This window comes from Geodermatophilus sp. SYSU D01105, from assembly GCF_054050095.1.
Window position 1 is genome coordinate 43,204 of sequence record NZ_JBJGYR010000014.1, and the last position, 16,299, is coordinate 59,502.

Annotated in this window: 16 protein-coding genes and 1 pseudogene; 10 read left to right on the forward strand and 7 right to left on the reverse strand. The window is 73.5% G+C overall.

The genetic code is table 11. From position 1 onward, the window contains the following. Nucleotides 1-196: 196 nt before the first annotated feature. The 5 genes from ACI79I_RS14640 to ACI79I_RS14660 all read left to right on the forward strand — a co-directional run bounded on the left by ACI79I_RS14640 (nucleotide 197) and on the right by ACI79I_RS14660 (nucleotide 6,495). Entirely contained in the window at nucleotides 197-1,705 is a 1,509-nt protein-coding gene (locus ACI79I_RS14640) for an APC family permease (RefSeq protein WP_456993038.1), read from the forward strand. Next, nucleotides 1,702-2,508: an SDR family NAD(P)-dependent oxidoreductase gene (locus tag ACI79I_RS14645; RefSeq protein ID WP_456993039.1), complete on the forward strand. Its 807-nt coding sequence runs from the start codon at nucleotides 1,702-1,704 to the stop codon at nucleotides 2,506-2,508. Before ACI79I_RS14640 ends, ACI79I_RS14645 begins: the two co-directional genes overlap by 4 nt. A 71-nt stretch (nucleotides 2,509-2,579) precedes the next feature. After that, nucleotides 2,580-4,292: an FAD-dependent oxidoreductase gene (locus tag ACI79I_RS14650; protein WP_456993040.1), complete on the forward strand. Its 1,713-nt coding sequence runs from the start codon at nucleotides 2,580-2,582 to the stop codon at nucleotides 4,290-4,292. A 1,221-nt stretch (nucleotides 4,293-5,513) separates the two neighbouring features. Beyond that, entirely contained in the window at nucleotides 5,514-5,696 is a 183-nt protein-coding gene (locus tag ACI79I_RS14655; RefSeq protein WP_456993041.1) for a hypothetical protein, read from the forward strand. After that, nucleotides 5,677-6,495: a DUF6544 family protein gene (locus ACI79I_RS14660; RefSeq protein ID WP_456993042.1), complete on the forward strand. Its 819-nt coding sequence runs from the start codon at nucleotides 5,677-5,679 to the stop codon at nucleotides 6,493-6,495. The genes ACI79I_RS14655 and ACI79I_RS14660 overlap by 20 nt, the downstream gene beginning before the upstream one ends. Before the next feature lie 91 nt (nucleotides 6,496-6,586). On the opposite strand, the gene ACI79I_RS14665 is transcribed toward ACI79I_RS14660, so the two are convergent. From ACI79I_RS14665 to ACI79I_RS14680, 4 genes and pseudogenes are all read right to left on the reverse strand, one after another. Further along, nucleotides 6,587-7,144: a flavodoxin domain-containing protein gene (locus tag ACI79I_RS14665; protein ID WP_456993043.1), complete on the reverse strand. Its 558-nt coding sequence runs from the start codon at nucleotides 7,142-7,144 to the stop codon at nucleotides 6,587-6,589. After that, on the reverse strand, nucleotides 7,141-8,043 hold the full coding sequence (locus ACI79I_RS14670) for a universal stress protein (protein WP_456993044.1): 903 nt from the start codon (nucleotides 8,041-8,043) through the stop codon (nucleotides 7,141-7,143). Before ACI79I_RS14670 ends, ACI79I_RS14665 begins: the two co-directional genes overlap by 4 nt. A gap of 10 nt (nucleotides 8,044-8,053) precedes the next feature. Continuing rightward, a complete protein-coding gene (locus tag ACI79I_RS14675; protein WP_456993138.1) occupies nucleotides 8,054-8,203 on the reverse strand; it encodes a hypothetical protein in 150 nt (49 codons plus the stop codon). 56 nt (nucleotides 8,204-8,259) lie between these two features. Next, a pseudogene (locus tag ACI79I_RS14680) lies at nucleotides 8,260-8,358 on the reverse strand (CBS domain-containing protein); the annotation flags it as partial. 460 nt (nucleotides 8,359-8,818) lie between these two features. Here ACI79I_RS14680 and ACI79I_RS14685 point away from each other — a divergent pair. From ACI79I_RS14685 to ACI79I_RS14700, 4 genes are read left to right on the forward strand one after another with little or no spacing between them, the layout of a single operon-like run. Continuing rightward, on the forward strand, nucleotides 8,819-9,850 hold the full coding sequence (locus tag ACI79I_RS14685) for a TerC family protein (RefSeq protein WP_456993045.1): 1,032 nt from the start codon (nucleotides 8,819-8,821) through the stop codon (nucleotides 9,848-9,850). Then, nucleotides 9,840-10,217 (forward strand): helix-turn-helix transcriptional regulator, encoded by a 378-nt coding sequence (locus ACI79I_RS14690; RefSeq protein WP_456993046.1) that lies wholly within the window; start codon nucleotides 9,840-9,842, stop codon nucleotides 10,215-10,217. The genes ACI79I_RS14685 and ACI79I_RS14690 overlap by 11 nt, the downstream gene beginning before the upstream one ends. Before the next feature lie 5 nt (nucleotides 10,218-10,222). Then, complete coding sequence (locus tag ACI79I_RS14695) at nucleotides 10,223-11,215, forward strand: universal stress protein (protein WP_456993047.1); 993 nt, start codon at nucleotides 10,223-10,225, stop codon at nucleotides 11,213-11,215. A 16-nt stretch (nucleotides 11,216-11,231) separates the two neighbouring features. Beyond that, nucleotides 11,232-12,230 carry a zinc-dependent alcohol dehydrogenase family protein gene (locus ACI79I_RS14700; RefSeq protein ID WP_456993048.1) on the forward strand — a complete coding sequence of 333 codons (999 nt, stop codon included), beginning with the start codon at nucleotides 11,232-11,234 and terminating at the stop codon, nucleotides 12,228-12,230. Nucleotides 12,231-12,338: 108 nt separating this feature from the next. Here ACI79I_RS14700 and ACI79I_RS14705 read toward each other — a convergent pair whose 3' ends face one another. After that, nucleotides 12,339-13,079, reverse strand: coding sequence for a helix-turn-helix transcriptional regulator (locus tag ACI79I_RS14705; RefSeq protein WP_456993049.1), 741 nt, complete (start codon nucleotides 13,077-13,079; stop codon nucleotides 12,339-12,341). Nucleotides 13,080-13,352: 273 nt separating this feature from the next. Here ACI79I_RS14705 and ACI79I_RS14710 point away from each other — a divergent pair, with 273 nt between their 5' ends. Then, entirely contained in the window at nucleotides 13,353-14,375 is a 1,023-nt protein-coding gene (locus ACI79I_RS14710) for a zinc-dependent alcohol dehydrogenase family protein (protein WP_456993050.1), read from the forward strand. A gap of 71 nt (nucleotides 14,376-14,446) precedes the next feature. On the opposite strand, the gene ACI79I_RS14715 is transcribed toward ACI79I_RS14710, so the two are convergent. Both ACI79I_RS14715 and ACI79I_RS14720 read right to left on the reverse strand, forming a co-directional pair. Next, complete coding sequence (locus ACI79I_RS14715; RefSeq protein ID WP_456993051.1) at nucleotides 14,447-15,289, reverse strand: ABC transporter permease; 843 nt, start codon at nucleotides 15,287-15,289, stop codon at nucleotides 14,447-14,449. Then, complete coding sequence (locus ACI79I_RS14720) at nucleotides 15,286-16,269, reverse strand: ATP-binding cassette domain-containing protein (RefSeq protein WP_456993052.1); 984 nt, start codon at nucleotides 16,267-16,269, stop codon at nucleotides 15,286-15,288. Before ACI79I_RS14720 ends, ACI79I_RS14715 begins: the two co-directional genes overlap by 4 nt. Nucleotides 16,270-16,299: the final 30 nt, after the last annotated feature.

A 16,299-nucleotide genomic window follows, 5' to 3' on the forward strand; every position in this document is an offset into this window, starting at 1 on the left:
ATCCACTTGACCAGTCTGGCCGTGACCGGCACCATTCTGTGTCACCCGTCACTGTCCAACTGGCCAGTTTGGGCCAGGGCGGGCTCCACGGCGCTGCCGGTCCCCGATCTCGCGGACCCCTGTTGCGTCCGGCTTTGCCACCGCCTCCCCGACGCCCCTCGCGACTTCCTCGGAAGCTCTGCAGGAAGGACCTTCGATGGTCAACACCGGTTCCTTCGACAGGCCGAGCCAGCCTGCCCCCAGCGGGCAGGACAGGCCGACCGGCCAGAGCCCTACCCAGACAGCCACCCTCACGCAGGGCAGCGGGCTACGCCGCAATCGGCTGGGGGTGTTCGGCGTGGCGTTCTTCGTCATCGCAGCCGTCGCTCCCATGGCAGCGATCGTGGGCGGTTCTCCCGTCGTCTTCGCCACGGTGGGTCCCGGCACACCCGCGGTGTTCCTCCTGGCTGCATTGCTCTTCGCCGTCTTCAGCGTGGGCTACGTGACTATGAGCCGGCACATCACAAACGCCGGCGGATTCGTGGCCTACATCGCCCGTGGCCTCGGCGCTCGCGCGGGCGCCGCTGCTGCTGGGGTGACCGTCCTCTGCTACGTGTCGCTGCTGTGCGGGTTGCTGAGCCAGTACGGCGTCTTCGCAGAGCAGTTGCTGTCCGTCCGCCTCGGGCTCAACATCCCCCGCGAGATCATCCTGCTGCTCTCCATCATCCTGGTGACCGCACTGACGGCGCGCGGAGTGGACATGAGCCTGCGCGTTCTGGGTGTGCTGGTGACCATCGAGGTGCTCACGTTCGCGGTTCTGGACCTGGCGATCCTCGGTGACGGCGGCGGCACCTCGGGTGCGTCCCTGGCGGGGTTCGACCCCGGGAATGTCTTCAACGCCGGGCTCGGCGTGGCGTTCCTGTTCGCCTTCGCGTGCTTCACCGGCTTCGAGGCGACCGTGGTCTTCTCCGAAGAAGCCAAGACCCCACGCCGCACCATCCCGCGGGCCGCCTACCTGTCCATCGCCTTCATCGGGATCTTCTACGCCTTCACCACCTGGTGCCTGTCGAACGCGGCCGGGCTCGACGCCGTCCAGCAGCAGGCCGGCGACAAGCTCGCCAGCGGCACCTTCGTTCCCGACCTGGCCGGCGAGTACGTGGGCGGCTGGTTCGTCACCCTGCTCGACGTCTTGGTCGTGACCAGCTTCCTGGCGATGCTCATCGGCTTCGCGAACATGTTCGCCCGCTACCTCTTCGCCCTTGGCCGCGCCGGAGTCCTTCCCGCGTCTCTCGGACGCACTACCGCACGCAACGGCACGCCGGCCGTGGCTGCCGTCGCCATCGGCGTGATGGAGATTCTCGTGCTGACCGGGTTCGAGCTCGCCGGCGCCGATCCGATCGGCATCACCTTCTTCTGGCTCCTGGCGCTGGGCACCGTCGCGTTGATCGCCGTCCTCGTCCTCACCTGCGTGGCCATGCTCGCCTTCTTCTCTCGCACCGAGGTGGAGGAGAGCGCCTGGCAGACGAAGGTCGCACCGGCCATCGCCCTGATCGGCTTCGCCACCGTGCTGTATCTGGCGATCGCCAACTACGACATCCTGGGCGGAACCGGTGCGGGAAAGTGGCTACTGCTGGGCATCCCGGTGTGCGCCGCTGCCGGGTGGGCGCGTGCGACGGTCAAGCGCTCCGTGGACTTCTCCACGGACCTGTCAAGCGGCACCCCGTGAGCGTCGTCGTCGTGACGGGCGCGGGCTCCGGGATCGGCGCTGCCGTCACCGAGGCCCTTACCTCCCGCGGCGACCAGGTGGTGGCCTGCGGGCGCCGGTCGGGCCCGCTGCACGAGGTCGCCGCTCGCACCGGTGCCCGGGCGCTCCCCGGTGACGTGGCCACCCCCGAGGGTGCCGCGGCGGCCGTCGCCGCCGCGCAGGAGTGGTTCGGCGGCCTGGACGCACTCGTCCTCAACGCCGGTGTGGCGTACCTGGGCACAGTCGGCTCGACGACGGTGGAGGAATGGGAGGAAACGCTGCGGATCAACCTCACCGCGCCGTTCCTCATGGTCCGCGCCGCCGTCGGCGCGCTGGTCGCGAGTCGCGGGGCGGTCGTCACTGTCGGCTCGGTCGCCGGGCTGCGAGGGGCCCCCGCCTACGTCGCCTACGGAGCCAGCAAGGCCGGGCTGCACATGTTCACCCAGGACCTCGCGGTCGACCTAGGGCCGCGTGGCGTGCGCGTCAACTGCGTGGCTCCGGGATGGGTCCGCACCGAGATGGCGGACCAGGAGATGGTCGATTTCGGCGGCCCGCTCGGCCTCGATCTCGAGCAGACCTACGCCCGGGTCACCGCCGCCGTTCCGCAGCGACGGCCCGCCGCGCCGACCGAGGTCGCCGAGGCCATCGCGTGGCTGCTGTCCCCGGCCGCCTCCTACGTGCACGGCGTCGTGCTGCCCGTCGACGGTGGCAGTACGGCCATGGACGCCGGCAGCCTCGCCTTCCTGCCGGACGCGACTCTTCCGACCACGGAGGGAGCGGCATGACCACCGCCTCGCCAACGAGGCTGGGCGACGAACCTTCGGTCGTTCGACCCACCGGCCCAAGAAAGTCCGTCATGGACACGCAGTTGGACGTCATCGTCGTGGGCGCCGGATTCGCTGGGCTGGTGGCCGCCCGGGAGCTGGGTGCGGCCGGTCACCACGTGACCGTGCTGGAGGCCCGGGACCGCATCGGCGGGCGCACCTGGACCGACCACCGCCTCGGCCACCAGCTCGAGATGGGTGGCACGTGGGTGCACTGGCTCCAGCCGCACGTCTGGGCCGAGATCACCCGCTACCGGCAGAAGATCGTGCGCAGCCCGATCCCGGAGCATGCCTACTGGATCGCCGAGGGCGAGCTCGTCGAGGGTTCGCCCGAGGAGCTGGCCGAGCGCGGCGCCCGGGCGCACGAGGTCGTGGTCGCCGCCTCGGCCAGGTACTTCCCCGAGCCGCACGACGTGCTCGCTGTGCTGGACGCCGCGGACGAGGACGGCCGCAAGCGGCGCGAGGAGTTTCTCGCCCTCGACCAGCAGCCACTGATCGAGCGCCTGCGGGAGTCAGGTCTCAGCCAGGAGGAGATCGACCTCGCCGACGCGTTCTGGACGGCCTGCTTCAACGGCAGCTCGCAGACGGGGTCAGCCACTATGGCCTTGCGCTGGTTCGCGCTGGCGGGCAACGACTTCGACCTGCTCAACGACACGACCCTCGCGTACAAGCTGGTCGACGGCATGCGCGGCCTCTACGAGCGCATCGCCGCCGATGTCCGCGGCACCATCACCCTCGGCAGCCAGGTGGAGTCGATCGCCTACCGCGAGGACGGGGTCTCCGTCCGGACCGTCGCCGGAGAGCTCCTCGACGCCGATGCGGTCATCGTGACCGCCCCGGTGAACGCGCTGCGCGGAATCGCCTTCGACCCGCCGCTGCCCGCGGCCGAGGCTGAACTGATCGAGACCGGCCTCAACTCCACCGGGGTCAAACTGTGGGCCAAGGTGCGCGGGCGCCGCTCCTTCCTCGCCCAGGCGCCCTCCGGTCACCCGCTGAACTTTGCCTGGCCGGAGTACTACCTCGAGGACGGCACCAGCATCATCGTCGGCTTCGGGCCCGACGCCTCCGCGTTCGACGGCAACGACCCAGCCGCCGTCCAGGAGATCCTGCGCGGCTGGATCCCCGACATCGAGGTCGTCGAGTCCGTCACCTACGACTGGGTCGCCGATCCGCTGAGCCGGGAGACCTGGGCCACCTTCCGCACCGGCCAGCTGACCGGTGGATGGGCGCAGCTGCGCCGTCCGCACGGGCGGCTGTTGTTCGCCGGCGGCGACTACGCCGACGGCTGGGCCGGCTTCGTCGACGGCGCCATCCAGAGCGGTCTCGACGCGGCGGCCACGGTCCGCTCCTGGGCCGACCCGACCGGCACTCCCACCCCGGAGAACAAGGAGAAGGACATGACCACCAGCACCGTTCCGCAGGCCACCGTCACCCCCGAGACCTGGGAGCCGTTCGTCGTCCAGGGCCAGGAGGTCGGCGAGGTCCACTGGCTGGTGCAGAGCCAGCGCGCCCAGGGCGTGTTGGCCGCGGGCATCTGGCGGATCGGCCCCGAGGAGGGCGCCGAGCTGCCCTACGCGGTGGCCGGCAGCGAGACCATCCACGTCCTCGAAGGTGAGGCCGAACTGGAGACCCTCGATGGGGAGAAGATCCGACTCACCCCAGGCGACGTGGTCTCACTTCCCGACGGCTTCACCGCTACCTGGCGGACACTGTCGCCGTTCAAGAAGTTCTTCGTAGTCGCCTGACCATCGGTCAGCGGCGGGGACGACTGTCGCCACGGCAAGGGCCGTGGCGGTAGTCGGCCCAGCTACTCGCACGCGCGCCGAGGCGTATCCGTCACCGCGACCGTCCACACCGGCTGGGCGGGAAGTCAGCCGTTCCGGCTTCCGCCAGGCGCTGGTGGCCTCAGTGGAAGCCGCCAGCATCCGTGCCGGCTCAGGTGGCGCGTACTGCGGCTGGTCCTGGCGGCGATGATGGGCCTCTGTGCCGCCTTGCACCTGGTCGCGGCTTCGGGCGCTCCAGCAGGATCGGGCGCGCACGTCCTCCTGATGCTGGCCATGGCGATGGCGTGCCTTCCCTGCGCGACGCACCTCGTCCTGGGACCATCGCGTCGGACGTGGGTGCACGCGGGCGTGCTTGCCGTCGGCACACCGGGCGCTGGTGCCCTTGTCTACGCCAGCCGGCCACGACCATTCCGGCTCAGCGTGGTCGGCGGTCGCGCTCGTGGGCGTGGTCGCCCCCGCAGTGACGCTCTGTCTGGTGGTGGTGGGCGCGGCAGCGCAGCGCTGGGCCGTTAGTACCGGCTCTCGCTGGGCGGCTCGGTTGACGGCTCCGGCCGGTGGCGCGTCACGCTCGGCGACTGACGGTGCGGCGGCGCGAGAGGGTTGTCCGGACAGGTCCGTGCGGCCATTTGACCACCTTCTTGACCACCATTGCACCCCGTCCGGAGCGGTGCGCTGCGGTTCGCCGTCGTTCCGTATGTCGGTTGACCTGCAACGATGGACTTCGGTGAACGGCGGTGGACCCGCGGCCGACGGCTGGGGGTCAAGGGGTCGCAGGTTCAAATCCTGTCAGCCCGACAGAGCAGGTCAGGGGCTGTTCCGGAGAGATCCGGAACAGCCCCTGACCTCATTCCTGGGCGTCCGCGCCGACGGCGTCCCGGTGGGTCAGCGGGGAGCGTTCCGCGCGCCGCGGCAGGCTCCTGCCAGCGGCTGATCGGGCGTTCCCCCATCACCGGCCCGCTCCCCGGTCGACCGGATGGCGATTGCTGGGGTCGGCGTCGCTGCTGTCCTCGACCGGGCGAGGCGACCCCTGAGGGTCGGCCCGGGGCGTTGGTCCCGGGCCGACCGGTCCTCCGCCGGTCCCGGAGGCTGCTCCGATCGGCCTGGTGTCCGTCGCGCCGGGGCACACTGCACGGACGGGCCCGCGGCCCGGCCGGCCGCCGCGGAGACGTCGAGGAGGGTGAGGTGGGCAGAGCCTTGCGCTGGTCGTCCGGCCTGGTGGACGTGATCGCCGAGTCTGCCGCGGTCGTCGGGACCGCTGTCCCCAGGGTTCCCGGCGCCCGGTCGCCGGCATGCCTGCTGACCGCCGTCCCCGCGGCGGCGACGAGCGCGACGACGGAGGTCCTCGGTGCCCACGTCCACGGCTGAGCGGCCCGGCACCGGGGCGCGTCCGCCGCGCGCCTTCCTCCGCGGCGTGGCCGCCGCCGGGCTGCCGGACCGGCCGGCATCGACGAACCCGGTGAGCCACGCCGACCTCGCGGCGCTCCCGCCGGTCGCGGCCCGGTACCTGCAGGCGATGGGCGTGGTCGGCCGGCCGCGCACCTGGTCGCTGCGGGCCCACTTCACCGGCCGCTTCCGCCGTGGCCCCGACCAGCCGTGGCTGCCGCTGGACGCCTGGCAGTACAACTCCGGCCTGGAGGTGGCCCGGCTGTTCCGGATGCGGCTGACCGTCGCCCGGGTGCTGCCGATGTGGGGCTGGGACACCTACCGCGGCGGCACCGGGCGGATGCTGGGCAAGGCGTTGGGGCTGGTGACCGTCGCCGACGGCTCCGGGCCGGAGTTCGACGTCAGCGAGCTGACCACCTGGCTCAACGACGCCGTGCTGCTGGCACCCGGCATGCTGCTGCACCCCCGCACCAGCTGGGACGCCGTCGGCGAGGACGGCTTCCGGGTGTCGGTCACCGACGCCGGGCACACGGTCAGCGCGGAGGTGGTCCTCGACGATCGGGGCCGGCCGCGGGACTTCCGCACCACCGACCGCTGGGCCGACCTCCCCGGCGGGCCGGTACGGGCGCCGTGGACCACACCCGTGGCCGCCTGGGACGTCGTCGACGGGCAGCCGTACCCGATCGGTGGGGCCGCCGTCTGGCACCTGCCCGACGGGGACTTCCGCTACGGCGAGATGACCCTCCGCGGCCTCGACCTCGACGTCCCTCCGGGCAGGTGACCCGGGGCTGCTGGTCCACTCGACCCGGGCGACCGGCTCCTCGTCCGTGGTGGGCACGTCTCTCCTCCCGGCCCCGGACGGCTGCGCACGGTCAGCGGGAGTGCCCGGCCGCGGGAGCCCGGGCCGAGCGGCCGCTCAGGGCGGCGGCGATCTCCTCGGCCCAGGCCCCGACCGCCGTCCAGTCGCGGAAGTCGCCGACGGGTGCCCGCATGGCCGTCACCACGGCCCGTTCACCGAAGGACGGCAGCGACCTCTCGAGGCGGCCCGGGAAGACCCGGTGGCCGCGGGGACGGAGCATCGCGGCGAGCGTGCCGGCGTCGTGCGGCTCGTCCGGTGGGAACGGCGGCTCGCCGATCGGGCCGCTGGAGAACAGCCACACCGGGCGGTCCCGCAGCGCCACCGCGTGCGCCGTGGCCAGCTCACGGGCCGGCTCCAGCCAGCGTCCGGCGTAGACCGCGCTGCCGAGGACCACCGCATCGAACGCGGAGGGGCCGGGGCGGTGCTCGGCCGGCACCGACGAGGCGACCACGTCCCTGCCGCCTCCCGCCTCACTTCCCGTGAGGGCGCGGGCCAGCGCGTCGGCGATCTCATGGGTCGCCCCGTGGCGGCTGGCGGCGCTGACCAGCACCCGGAGGGCGTCGGTGCTCACCGGGCGCCGTCGAGCGGGACGGGGACGACCGCGACGGGGCAGTCGGCCCGGTGCAGCACGCCGTGGGTCGTCGAGCCCAGGCGGGCGAAGGGCCTGCGGTGCCGGTGGCCGACGACGAGCAGCTGTGCGGTCAGGCCGGCGGCGACGAGCGCCCGTGCGGTGCGCTCGCGCAGGACCACCTCGCGGACGGGCACGTCGGGCTCCTTCGCGCGCCACCCGGCCAGCGCCTCGGCGAGCACCCGTTGCTCGTCGGCGAGGACGCCGGCCCAGTCGACGAGCGGGCTCATCGTCTGGAACGAGGTCTCCAGGGCGGCGTCCTGCCAGGCGTGGACCGCGACCAGGTCCGTCCCGCGGAGGGCGGCCTCGGCGAAGGCGAAGCCGAGGACGGCGTCATCCCCCCGGCGACCCTCCACGCCGACGACCACGGACCTCCGCTCGGAGACGACGACCGACGTCTCGTCGGGCAGGACGATGACCGGGCACGCGGCCTCCGCGACGAGCCCGCTGGCCGTCGAGCCCATCAGCAGGCCCGCGACGCCACCGACGCCCCGGCTCCCGACGACCAGCAGCTGGGCGTCCTCGGACGCGCGGCGCAGGGCCGCCACCGGGTCGCCGGGGACGACCGACCAGCCGACCCGGTCGGCGCCGAGGACGTCGGCGGCCTCGGCCGCGACGTCCCGCAGGACCGTCTCCGCGCCGGACTCGACCATCGTCCGCAGCTCCGAGCCGGGGTCGGTGTCGGCGGTGATGCCGCCCAGCGGCCAGGACAGCCCGTGCACCAGGCGCAGCGGAGCGTGCCGCAGCCCGGCCTCGGTGGTCGCGAACGACGCGGCCACGCGGGACGCGTCCGAGCCGTCGATCCCGACGGCCACCGGGCGGGCGGAGGTGGACCGGGTCATCATCGCCTCCTCAGGCGAAGAGCCGGGCGGTGTCCGCGACGTCCGCCGTCGCGTCGACCGTCCGGACGTGGCTCGTCATCACCCCGTGCACCAGCAGCGACGGGGTGGCCTCGGGCCGGTTCCCGTCACGACGCAGGTGGAGCCGGGGGTCCTGGAGCATGCGGTCACGGAGGACGCCGGCCCCGGCGACGATGCCGACGCCCCCCGGTCGTCGTCGTCCACGACGGCCAGGGCCGCGAAGCCGCGCTCGGCCATGACCCCCGCCGTGTGATCGGCCGACGTCTCCGGTCCCACGGTGACGACCTGGCGGGTCATGACGTCTCTGGCCTGCACGGCTCCTCCTCCGGACGGGCTGCTGGGGCCGGACGCTAGGGAGCGGGGTGGGACCCACCCCAGGGTCGCCGGACGCCGGCGTGCGGGACCTCCGTCCCTGCTGACCCACCGAGTCCTGCGGGGCGGACCGCCGGGACGCAGGTCCCTGGGGCCGGGACCGTCGGCCGCGCGCAGCCCCTCGGCAAGAGCCGACCTCCCGCGCCTGCCGCCCGGCAGCGACGGGGGCTGCGGTCGCGGCACGAGTGCCGGCCTGGGGCGAGCGGGTCCCCGGTCGAGGTCAGGCGGGCCGCGTTGCGCGGAGAGGTGAAGCGCGCTTCACTGGTTGGCGTAGGGGAGGGGAGTACCTCTCGTCGTCCCGTCGTCATTACGGCCTGCGGCCCGGCGGGGCGGGGCCCGGTCGGGCCGAGGGAGACCTCCGGTCGTCGTTGACCGGGAGGTCGTCGTGAGCGTGTCCCTGTGGGTGTGGCTGGCCGTGCTGGCCCTGATCGTCGTCATGCTGGCCGTGGACCTGGTGGCGCACCGGCGGGCCCACGTGATCGAGGTCCGGGAGGCCGCCAGCTGGTCGGTCCTCTGGGTGGCCGTCGCCGTGGCCTTCGGGGGGTGGGTGTGGTGGCGGCTGGGCGCCGAGGCCGGTCAGCAGTACTTCGCCGGCTACCTGATCGAGAAGTCGCTGGCCGTGGACAACGTGTTCGTGTGGGCCATCGTCTTCGGGTACTTCGCCGTCCCCCGGGAGTACCAGCACCGGGTGCTGTTCCTGGGCGTGCTGGGCGCGCTGGTCTTCCGCGGCGCCTTCATCGCGGCCGGCTCGGTGCTGATCGCCAGCTTCAGCTGGGTGCTCTACCTCTTCGCGGCCTTCCTGCTCTACACCGGCTACCGCATGCTCCGCACCCGCGACGAGCACATCGACCCCGGGTCCTCCCGGGTGCTGCGGGTCTTCCGCCGGTGGGTGCCCATGACCGACGCCTACCACGGTCAGCGCTTCCTCGTGCGCAGCGGCGGCCGGCTGCTGGCCACTCCGCTGCTGGCGGTGCTGGTGGTCATCGAGGTCACCGACATCGTGTTCGCCGTGGACTCGATCCCCGCCATCTTCGCGGTGACCGACGACCCGTTCCTCGTCTTCACCGCCAACGCCTTCGCCATCCTCGGGCTGCGGGCGATGTACTTCCTCCTGGCCGACCTGGTGCACCGGTTCGTGTACCTCAAGGTCGGCCTGGCGCTGGTCCTCGTCTGGGTGGGGCTCAAGATGCTGCTCAAGATCGACCTCTTCTACGTCCCGACGGCCGTGTCCCTCGCCGTGGTGACGGTGCTCATCGGCGGCTCGGTGGTCGCGAGCCTGCGAGCGACCCGCGGTCAGGGGCGCGTCGCCGTCCGGCCGCCGGCGGCCCCGCCGTTCCGGATGGCCTCGGCCGACGAACTGGCCGCCCTGGAGCCGCTCTGGCAGCGGCGGAGGGCGGGTGCCGGACGTGGCCGGTGAGGTCCGGTGGCGCTTCCTGACCAACCACGCGCACGTCCTGCTGGCGGTGGCCGCGGCCCCGGGGGCACGCGTGGCCGACATCGCCGCCACCGTGGGGATCAGCAGCCGGGCGGCGCTGACCATCCTCGCCGACCTGGAGGACGCCGGGTACCTGCGCCGCACCCGGGTCGGCCGCCGCAACCACTACGCGGTGTCCGAGCACCGACCCTTCCGGCACCCGGCCACGGCCCACCACGAGGTCGACGAACTGCTGGCCATCTTCCGGGACGATGGTCCCCGGCCGGCAGGACGTCGGCCAGCGTCCCCGGGCGGTGGGGCAGCGGAGGCTCGACCTGCCCGGGACGGCCCCGGGCAGGGAGCGGGGTGATCGCGGTGACCAGCCAGCAGAGGGCGACCGACCCGGCGGGCGGCGCCGCCGGAGGACCGGCCCCCGGCCGGATCGTCGTCGGCGTGGACGGGTCGTCGGGAGCCCGGGCCGCACTGGTCTGGGCGCTGGCGGCGGCGGCCCGCAGCGGCGATGCCGTCGAGGTGGTCAGCGCGTTCCCGGTGGACGATCCCTGGGCCGACCCGTACTTCTTCGACACCCGGCGCATCGAGACCGTCCGGTCGGACACCGAGGCCCGGGCGCGGGCCTTCGTCGCCGAGGCGATGAGCGACCCGTGGGTCACCGCGGTCCCGCGGACGGGCGCCATCCCGGTGCACGTCGTGGTGGTGGCCGGTGCCGCGGCCGAGCACCTCGTGCAGCGCGCCCACGGTGCCCGGCTGCTGGTCGTGGGCAGCCGCGGTCGGGGTGCTCTCCGGAGCACCCTCCTGGGGTCGGTGGCCCTGCAGTGCTCGGCGCACGCCCCGTGCCCGGTCGTCGTGGTGCACGCGCCCCTCCAGCCGGTCGCCGCGCGGGTGGTCGTGGGGATCGACGACTCGGCCATGTCGAAGGCCGCCCTGGTCCGGGCGGTGGAGGAGGCCCGGCGGGTCGGCGCCGAGGTCGAGGCGGTCGTGGTCGTCCAGCCGATCGACCTCTGGAGCGACGTCGCGGTCGTCGCACCGCCCGTCGGCGAGACGGTCGAGGAGGCGCGGCGTCGCGCCGAGGCCGTGGTCACCGCGGCGCTGGGCGAGGACCGTCCCGCCGGCGTCGACGTGGTGGTGGAGGTGGGGACGCCGGCGGCGGTGCTGGTGCGCCGGGCCGAGGGGGCCGAGATGCTCGTGGTGGCCAGCCGCAGCCGCAGCCGGCTGGCCGGGATGGTGCTCGGCTCGGTGGCCCTGCACTGCGTGGTGCACGCCTCCTGCCCGGTGATGGTGGTCCGCCCGGAACCGTCCCGCGGGGCTCCCGCGCCCCGTGCGGTGCCGCCCGAGTCCGTGCACGCCTGACCCCCGAGGCGGTGCGGTGCGCGCCTGGGTGGTCGACCGCCCGGCACCGATCGACGCCGGGCCGCTCCGGCGGGTCGAGCGACCCGAGCCGGAGCCGGGGCCGGGGCAGGTGCGGATCTCGGTGAGCTGCTGCGGCGTCTGCCGCACCGACCTGCACCTCGCGGAGGGGGACCTGCCGCCACGCCGCTCCGGGGTGACGCCGGGGCACGAGGTGGTCGGACGCGTGGCGGCGGCCGGTCCGGGTGCCGCGCGGTTCGCCGTCGGGGACCGCGTCGGGGTGCCGTGGCTGGCGCGCACCGACGGCCGGTGCCGGTTCTGCAGGCGGGGCGAGGAGAACCTCTGCACCGCGCCGCTGTTCACCGGCTGGGACCTCGACGGCGGGTACGCCGACACCTGCCTCGTCGACGAGCGGTTCGCCTACCCGCTGCCGGACGGCCTCGACGACGAGCAGGCCGCGCCGCTGCTGTGCGCCGGGATCATCGGCTACCGGGCCCTGCGCCTGGCCCACGTCCCACCCGCCGGCCGGCTGGGCATCTACGGCTTCGGGGGCAGCGCGCACCTCACCGCCCAGGTCGCGCTGGCCCAGGGGCTGCGCGTGCACGTCCTCACGCGGGGCGAGCACAACCGCCGGCTCGCGGAGGAACTCGGCGTGGACTCCGTGGGAGCGGCGACCGACCCACCGCCCGAGCCGCTCGACGGGGCGGTCCTCTTCGCTCCGGCCGGCGAGCTGGTGCCGGTCGCCCTGCGCGCCCTCGACCGCGGCGCGACCCTGGCCGTCGCGGGCATCTGGCTCTCCCGCATCCCGGCCCTGGACCACACCGCCGAGCTGTCCGGCGAGCGCCGGCTGCGCAGCGTCACGGCCAACACCCGGCGCGACGGCGAGGAGTTCCTGCAGCTCGCCGGGCGGCTCGGCGTCCGGGCGACGACGGTGCCCTACGCGATGGACGACGCGCCCCGGGCCCTGTCCGACCTCGCCCACGGGCGCTTCGGCGGGGCCGCGGTGCTGCACCGCTGACCGGCCGTCGGCGTGGGAGGGACCGGCTCGCCCGCGGCCGAGTGCGACGGCGTTTGCGCCTGGCCGCCGCCGGTGTGGGATGAGCGGGGCGGCGCGCGGCGCCCTCGGTCAGTCGGACGTCGCGGGGACCGTCGCGTCGGCGTTGGTCGCCGCCCAGCTGGCCAGCAGCTTGAGGCCGTCCTCGGACGCCGACCCGGGTTCGGCGGTGTAGATGGTCAGGCGGAGGTCCGAGCGGTCCTCGGTGGGCAGGTCGAGGGTGCAGTAGCCGAGGTCGAGGGTCCCGACGACGGGGTGGTGGAACTGCTTGGCCCCGTTGTGGTGGATGCGGACGTCGTGGGCGGCCCAGCGGGTGCGGAACTCCTCGCTGACCGTGGACAGCTCGCCGACGAGTGCGCGCAGCTGCGTGTCGTGCGGGCGGCGGCCGGCCTCGGCGCGGAGCAGGGCGACGGTGATGTCGGCCGCGCTCTCCCAGTCGGAGTAGTAGTCCTGCGCCCGCGGGTCGAGGAACTGGAACCGGGCGAAGTTCGCCGGCCGCCGCGGGCCCTCGAACACCGGCGAGTGCAGCGCCCAGCCCAGGGTGTTGGTCGCCAGGATGTCCAGGCGGCCGTTGGCGACGAAGGCGGCCGAGCCGGTCATCGAGTCCAGCATCCACTGCACCCGCGGGGTGATCTGTGCCCAGCTGCGGCGCTGCGGCGTGCGGCTCGGCGTGGCGGCGGCGCGGGCCAGGTCGAACAGGTAGGTCCGCTCGGCCTCGTCCAGCTGCAGCGCCCGGGCGACGGCCTCCAGCACGTCCGCGGAGACGCCGGCGATGTGGCCCTTCTCCAGCCGGGTGTACCAGTCGGTGCTCACCCCGGCCAGGACGGCGACCTCCTCGCGGCGCAGCCCCGGTACCCGCCGGCGGCCGCCGCCGGGCAGCAGCCCGGCCTGCTCGGGGGTGATCCGGCGCGCCGGCTGGCGAGGAAGTCGCGGATGTCGGCGCGGTTGTCCACGCCATCGACGCTACGTCGCCCGGCCGGTGGAGGGAGGTCGAGCTTCCACCCCCCACGAACCCGACCTCCCACGCCCGCGACGAGAGGCGTTTCGTGGAGTCCACCGCCCGTCCACTCACGAGGGAGCACCACCATGCGGAGCACGGTCCTGTACGCCCCCGGCGACGTCCGCGTCGAGGAACGCGACATGCCGAGGATCGAGGAGCCCACCGACGCCGTCATCCGGCTGGCCGCCGCGTGCGTCTGCGGCTCGGACCTGTGGCCCTACCGCGGTGTCGAGGCCGTCGACGGGCCCGCGCCGATGGGCCATGAGTACGTCGGCGTCGTAGAGGAGGTCGGCAGCGAGGTCCGCACGATCCGGCCCGGCCAGTTCGTCGTCGGCTCGTTCTTCGCCTCCGACAACACCTGCGAGATCTGCCGCGCCGGCTACCAGACCCACTGCGTCAACCGGCAGCCCGGCGCCGCCACCGGCGCGCAAGCCGAGTACACGCGAGTCCCGCTGGCCGACGGCACCCTCGTCGCCACGCCGGGCATGCCGTCGGACGACCTGGTCCCCGGCCTGCTCGCCGCCTCCGACGTGCTGGGCACCGGCTGGTTCGCCGCGGTCGCCGCCGAGGCCGGACCCGGGAAGACCGTCGCCGTCGTCGGTGACGGCGCGGTGGGACTGCTCGGCGTGCTGGCCGCCCGGCAGCTCGGCGCCGAGCGGGTCGTCGTCTTCAGCCGGCACGAGGACCGGCAGCGGCTGGCCCGCGAGTTCGGTGCCACGGACATCCTCACCACCCGCGGCGACGAGGGCGTCGCCGAACTGGAGGAGCTCACCGGCGGCCTCGGTGCCCACTCGGTCATCGAGGCCGTCGGCACCCAGCAGTCGATGCTGCAGGCGATCCGCTCGGCCCGCGCCGGTGGGCACGTCGGCTACGTCGGCGTCTCCCACGACGTGACGCTGCCCGGTGAGGAGCTGTTCTTCTCCGGCGTGCACCTGCACGGCGGCCCCGCTCCGGTGCGCCGCTTCCTGCCGGAGCTGATCGACCTGATCTGGCGGCGCGAGATCGACCCCGGCCGCGTCTTCGACCTCCAGCTGCCCCTCGACCAGGCCGCCGAGGCCTACCGGGCGATGGACGAGCGCCGCGCGATCAAGGCCCTGCTGCACCCCTGACCCACCCCCTGAGGAGCACCGTGCAGATCACCCGCAGCTCGATCCGCACCGTCTTCGTCACCGGCCTCGGGTCAGTCGCGGGAGCGACGTCGGAACGCCGTGACGGCGAGCGGCGCGAAGACCGCGGTGAGGACGACCGACCAGCCGACCGACACCGCGACCGGGTGCTGCAGCGGCCAGGCGGCATCCGGCGCCGCAGCCGGGCCGTTGCCCCACAGCTCCCGGCAGGCCTGGGTGACCGCCGAGACGGGGTTCCACTCGGCGATGGCCCGCAGCCACGCGGGCATGCTCTCCGGCGGCGCGAACGTGTTCGCGACGAAGGTCAGCGGGAACATCACCGTGAACATGAAGCCCTGCACGGCCTCGACGGTCCGCATCATCGACCCGACCCAGATGCCGAGCCAGATCAGCGCGAAACCGAACAGCAGCAGGAGCAGGAACGCGAGCAGGCCCTGCACCGCGCCGTTGCGGATCCGCCAGCCGATCAGCAGGCCGGTCAGGGCCATCACCCCGACGCCGATGCTGGAGTGGATCAGGCTCGAGATGCTCCGGCCGACCAGGACGGCCGACCGTGCGATGGGCAGCGACTTGAACCGGTCGACGATCCCCTTCTGCAGGTCGCTGGTCAGGCCCATGGCCACGATCGCCGAGGAGAACACCATGGTCTGGACCATGATCCCGGGTAGCAGGAACTCCTTGTAGTCGGCGCCCTGCACCGCGATCGCCCCGCCGAAGACGTAGGCGAACAGCAGCACGAACATCACCGACTGCACCGTGACGTCGAGCAGCATCTCCGGCATCCGCCGGATGTGCAGCAGGTTGCGCCAGACGATGGTCGACGACGCCCGCAGCAGGGACGGCGGGGAGATGGGCGGCCGGGTGGCCGGTGCCCGGGTGGTCTGGACGGCGGTCACGGAGTGGCTCCCTCGTTCGTCAGGTCCGAGGCGTCCTCGTCCTCGGCCCGGTGTCCGGTGAGGTGCAGGAAGACGTCGTCCAGGCTCGGCCGGGCCAGGCCCAGGTCGTCGAGCTCGATGCCACTGGTCTCGAAGACCGCGGCGATGCGGGTCATGTCGCCGAGCCCGCCGGCCTGCGCGGTCAGCCGCCGACTGCCTCGTTCGACGTGCACCTCCTGGCAGCAGGAGTTCATGAGCTCCGCCGCCCGGTCGACGTCTGCGGCGTGGGTCAGGGTGACGACGACGCTGGCCCGGCCCGCCTGGTCCTTGAGCTGTGTCGGCGTGCCGGCGGCGATGACCCTGCCCTTGTCGACCACGACGATCTCGTCGGCCAGGTGGTCGGCCTCCTCCAGGTACTGGGTGGTCAGGACGAGGGTGGTGCCCTCGCGCACGAGCTCCCGGAGGACCGCCCACAGCCCCGACCGGCTCTGCGGGTCCAAGCCGGTCGTGGGCTCGTCCAGGAAGAGGATGGGCGGTGCGGCCAGGAGGCTCACCGCCAGGTCGAGACGGCGACGCATCCCGCCGGAGTACGTCTTCGCCATCCGGTCAGCCGCGTCGAGGAGGTCGAAACGGGTGAACAGCCGCTCGGTGGCCTCCCGGACGTAGCGCTTGGGCAGCCCGTAGAGACTGCCGATCAACTTCAGGTTCTCCCGCCCGGTGAGGACCTCGTCGACCGTCGCCGCCTGCCCGGTGAGGCCCAGGCTGCGGCGGACCTCGGTCGGCTGCCTGAGGATGTCGAAACCGGCCACCCGGCCCGTTCCGCTCGTGGGGATGCTCAACGTGGTCAACATCCGCACGAGGGTGGTCTTGCCCGCCCCGTTGGGCCCGAGCAGGCCGAGGACCGAGCCCTCCGGGACGACGAAGCTGACGCCGTCGACGGCTCGGGTCGCCCCGAAGTGCTTGACGAGGTCGATCGCCTCGACGGCTGGTGCGGCGTTCATGCCGCGATCCTGCTGCCGGGCACTGACGAT

Coding starts and splice junctions, on each gene's coding strand:
- ACI79I_RS14720 (WP_456993052.1), bottom strand. CDS start 16,269: ATGAACGCCGCACCAGCCGTCGAGGCGATCGACCTCGTCAAGCACTTC.
- ACI79I_RS14675 (WP_456993138.1), bottom strand. CDS start 8,203: ATGCTCCAGGACCCCCGGCTCCACCTGCGTCGTGACGGGAACCGGCCC.
- ACI79I_RS14650 (WP_456993040.1), top strand. CDS start 2,580: ATGGACACGCAGTTGGACGTCATCGTCGTGGGCGCCGGATTCGCTGGG.
- ACI79I_RS14670 (WP_456993044.1), bottom strand. CDS start 8,043: ATGACCCGGTCCACCTCCGCCCGCCCGGTGGCCGTCGGGATCGACGGC.
- ACI79I_RS14710 (WP_456993050.1), top strand. CDS start 13,353: ATGCGGAGCACGGTCCTGTACGCCCCCGGCGACGTCCGCGTCGAGGAA.
- ACI79I_RS14640 (WP_456993038.1), top strand. CDS start 197: ATGGTCAACACCGGTTCCTTCGACAGGCCGAGCCAGCCTGCCCCCAGC.